Origin of the sequence: Psychrilyobacter sp. (assembly GCF_049671765.1) — a bacterium.
Lineage (GTDB): Bacteria > Fusobacteriota > Fusobacteriia > Fusobacteriales > Fusobacteriaceae > Psychrilyobacter.
On record NZ_JBATVM010000061.1, the window covers coordinates 1 to 4,485 of the forward strand.

Genomic DNA, 4,485 nt, shown 5'->3' on the forward strand with positions numbered 1-4,485 from the left:
ATCTACGTTTTTTTATATTTTCTAATACTGTGTTCATATTTCTCCTTTTATTTTACAAATGCTATTTTTTTGACATCATCATAAGTTTTCGCAAAATGAATAGTCATATCTTTTTTTACTTCTTTAGTCAGTTCTTCTACATCAGATTCATTGTCTATTGGTAATATTACCTCGTGAATTCCAATTCTATGCGCACCTATAACTTTTTCTTTGATTCCTCCTACTGCTAATACTTCTCCAGTAATTGTAATCTCTCCAGTCATGGCTATATCTTGTCTTATCTTTTTCTTTGTTAATACAGAAATTAAAGCTGTAGTAATAGTAACTCCTGCAGATGGACCATCTTTTGGCACAGCACCTTCTGGGAAATGAAGATGAACATCTGTAGTCTCATTAAATTTCTCATCTATTTTTAACTCATCGGCAATTGATCTGACATAAGAATATGCCACATGTGCCGACTCTTTCATTACATCTCCTAATTTACCAGTTAATATAATCTTGCCCTTACCTTTCATAGATACTGATTGAACTTCTAATGTAGTTCCTCCTACACTTGTCCATGCTAATCCAGTTACTACACCGAGTTTAGGTTCTATTTCTTTAATCTTATCAGGTCTATATTTTACCTTCCCAAGATATGTTTCAAGATTTTTTACTGTGATAGTTATTTTCTTTCTATTTTTTTCTATAACTAATTTAGCTAATTTCCTAAATAGACTGTGGATCTCTCTTTTTAAGTTTCTTACTCCTGCTTCCCTAGTATATTCATTTATTATTCTTAGGAGTGCGTCATCAGATACCTTTATGTCTATTTCAGATAATCCATTAGCTTCTTGAGCTTCATCTAATAGATATTTTTTAGCTATATGCATTTTTTCAAATTCAGTATATGAATTCAAATAAATAATTTCCATTCTATCTCTAAGTGGTCCTGGAACTCCTCTCAAATCATTGGCTGTAGCTATAAAAAATACATTTGAAAGATCAAATGGCAGATCTAAATAGTGGTCTTCAAAGTTCTTGTTTTGTTCTGGGTCAAGAACCTCTAACATTGCAGAACTAGGATCTCCCTTAGCATCGTTAGACATCTTATCAATTTCATCTAATAAAATAAGTGGATTTTTAGTTTTAGCATGTTTCATAGCTTTTATTAATTTCCCTGGCATAGATCCAATATAAGTTCTTCTATGTCCTCTGATCTCCGATTCATCTCTTACTCCACCTAGAGAAATCCTAGAAAAATTTCTTCCCATGGCATCTGCCACAGATTTAGCTAGTGAAGTTTTCCCTACACCTGGAGGTCCTACTAAGCAAAGGATTGTTCCCTTCATATTTGGGTTTAGTTTTTTTACTGCCAAATATTCTAAGATTCTCTCTTTTATTTCTTTTAATCCATAATGATCTTCCTCTAACTTATCATAGGCTTTTTTTATATCCAAAATATCTTTTGTTTTCTTAGTCCAAGGTAGATCTAATACTGTCTCTACATAGTTACGTACTACACTACCTTCTGCTGAAAATGCTGGCATTTTCGATAATTTAGAGATTTCTTTTTCTACTTTTTTCTTTACTTCTTTTGGAAGTTTTTTAGTCTTAATCAGTTTTTTTAATTCTAAGATATCTTCGTCATCAGACTGATCTTCTCCTAATTCTTCTTTTATAGCACTTAATTTTTCTTTCAAGAAGTATGCTCTTTGAGCTGAATTCATCTTTTCTTTCACCTTATTTTCTATCTTTTTCTCTAAGTTCAAGATCTCTAATTCTTTTTTTAAGACTTCTATTAATTTATAACCTCTTTCTTCTAAATTAAATAGCTCTAAAAGTTTTTGTTTTTCTTCAGATGGAATATTCAAATTTCCACTTATTAAATCAAATTTTTTGTCTGTGTCTTTCATAGATTTTATACTAACCAAAAGATCTGGTAGAATTTTTCCACTTAATTTAGCATATCTTTCAAATGATTTTAATACCCTTCTAACTATAGCTTCTCCTACGTTGTTTTCTAATGCCTCAGTTTCTACAGCTGTAGATTCTGCATAGATTACTCCGTCAGTTTCTTCTATCTCACCTAAAATAATTCTATGTGAAGCTTCTACCAATACTTTTACAGTATTATTTGGCATCTTTACTGTCTGCAAAATAGTAGCTTCTACACCGATTTTATATATGTCATCTGTATAATTTGGTTCTTCTACTAAAAAGTCTTTTTGCATACATAAAATTAGTTTACTATCCTCAGTAAGTGATTTTTCTAATGTGTTAACACTTTTTTCTCTGCCTATATAAAGAGGCATTATAGCTCCCGGGAAAACCACTAGATCTCTAGTAGGTATAAATGTAATTTTTGTCATCTTTTAGCCTCCTAAAATGGATTTTAGTTAAATTGATAATTTTTTTAATTATTAATTTCTAATTATTCTGCCAATTTTTTTGTTTTTTCAATTATCAGTGCTTTACTATTGTCCATCACTGATTCTTCTGTTATTCTTACTTTTTCTACAGCAGGATTAGATGGGATTTCGTACATTAAATCTAACATTGCACTTTCCATAAGTGCACGTAGTCCCCTAGCTCCTATCTTTCTTTTTAGTGCTAACTCTGCCATTTTTTTCAATGCACTTTCTTCAAATTCTAGCTCTACATCTTCTAACTCAAAGAATTTCTTGTATTGTTTTACCAGTGCATTTTTTGGTTCAGTTAGTATTTTCATTAAAGCTTCTTCATCTAGGTTGGCTAAAGTAGTTATCACTGGAAATCTACCTATTAGTTCAGGAATTATTCCTTGTCTTACCAAATCTTCTGGTAAAACTCTCATGAAAGCTTCTCCTTCAGATTCATTCTTTTCATTTATTACAGTAGCTCCAAATCCCATAACTTTTTTATTAGACCTAGATTTAATTACCTTATCTAGCCCTTCAAAAGCTCCTCCTACAATAAATAGGATGTTCTTTGTATTTATCTTTACCAATTCTTGATTCGGATGTTTTCTTCCACCTTCAGGAGGAACCTGTGCTTCAGTTCCTTCTACTATTTTTAAAAGTGCCTGTTGTACACCTTCCCCTGATACATCACGAGTTATAGAAGTATTTTCTGATTTTCTAGCTACCTTATCTAGCTCATCTATATAGATTATTCCTCTTTCTGCTGCTGCCACATCATAGTCAGCGGCTTGTAATAATCTTACCAATACATTTTCTACATCATCTCCTACATATCCTGCTTCTGTCAGGGTAGTTGCATCTGCTATAGCAAATGGCACATGAAGAGTTCTAGCCAAAGTTTCAGCTAAAAGCGTTTTACCTGTTCCTGTAGGACCAATAAGTAAAACATTTGATTTCTGTAATTCTACATCTCCAGTTTTACCTCTATTTTTAATTCTTTTATAGTGATTATATACTGATACAGCTAATACTTTCTTAGCTGCTTCTTGACCTATTACATAGTCATCTAATTTTTTCTTTATCTCTTTAGGAGTCATAATAGTAACATCATCGAAACTGTTATTTTCCACAGGTTCTCCCATCTCTATTTGCATATCTTCTATCAGCATTCCACAAGCCTCTATACACTCATCACATATATTTGCATCTGGACCAGTTATTAATTTTGCTACTTCATTTTCTGATTTTCCACAAAATGAACATTTTTGTATTTCTTTTTTCATTTTATCTCTCCCCTTCTACGAATACTCTGTCAATCAATCCATATTCCATAGCTTCTTCAGCTGTCATAAAGTTATCTCTTTCTGTATCTTTTTTTACTTGTTTCATAGTTTTACCTGTTGTTTCAGATATTATTTTAGATGTTAATTCTTTCATTCTCAAGATCTCTTTGGCTTGAATCTCAATATCTGTAGCTTGACCTTGAGCTCCTCCTAGTGGTTGATGGATCATTACTCTGGCATTTGGTAGTGCAAATCTTTTACCTTTTGCTCCTGCTGTTAATAGTAATGCTCCCATAGATGCAGCTTGACCAATACACACAGTTTGTACATCTGGTCTGATATACTTCATAGTATCATATATTGCCATTCCTGAAGTTATTACTCCTCCTGGACTATTAATATACATAATTATATCTTTTTCTGGGGCATCTGCCTCTAAAAATAATAATTGTGCTACTATTGAGTTAGCTACCAGATCGTTTATCTCTGTTCCTAAAAAGATTATTCTATCCTTTAATAACCTTGAATATATGTCGTAGGCTCTTTCACCTTTTCCGTTATTTTCAATAACTGTTGGATTATACATAAATTTTTACCTCCAAATTTTATTTATTAGAAAAATAATCAACTTCATTAATTATTTTTCTAATAATCTAATTTAATATCCCTTCCATGGTTTCCCTTCACTTTAAAATTAATTCTAATTTGTAGTATAAATTTTAAGATTCATAAGGACACCAATATAAGATGAATAGAAAAGATGCATAGCATCTTTTCTATTCTCTTTTATTTAAAACCCAAAACCCTTGCTCTTTCCC

General features: G+C 31.6%; 3 protein-coding genes. All 3 read right to left on the bottom strand.

From position 1 onward, the window contains the following. Positions 1 to 47: 47 nt before the first annotated feature. Positions 48 to 2,354: an endopeptidase La gene (gene lon / locus WBG30_RS03195; protein WP_424503200.1), complete on the bottom strand. Its 2,307-nt coding sequence runs from the start codon at positions 2,352 to 2,354 to the stop codon at positions 48 to 50. Positions 2,355 to 2,416: 62 nt separating this feature from the next. Then, on the bottom strand, positions 2,417 to 3,667 hold the full coding sequence (clpX, locus tag WBG30_RS03200) for an ATP-dependent Clp protease ATP-binding subunit ClpX (RefSeq protein ID WP_424503201.1): 1,251 nt from the start codon (positions 3,665 to 3,667) through the stop codon (positions 2,417 to 2,419). A 1-nt stretch (position 3,668) separates the two neighbouring features. Next, positions 3,669 to 4,253 (bottom strand): ATP-dependent Clp endopeptidase proteolytic subunit ClpP, encoded by a 585-nt coding sequence (gene clpP, locus WBG30_RS03205; protein ID WP_424503202.1) that lies wholly within the window; start codon positions 4,251 to 4,253, stop codon positions 3,669 to 3,671. Positions 4,254 to 4,485 lie beyond the last annotated feature (232 nt).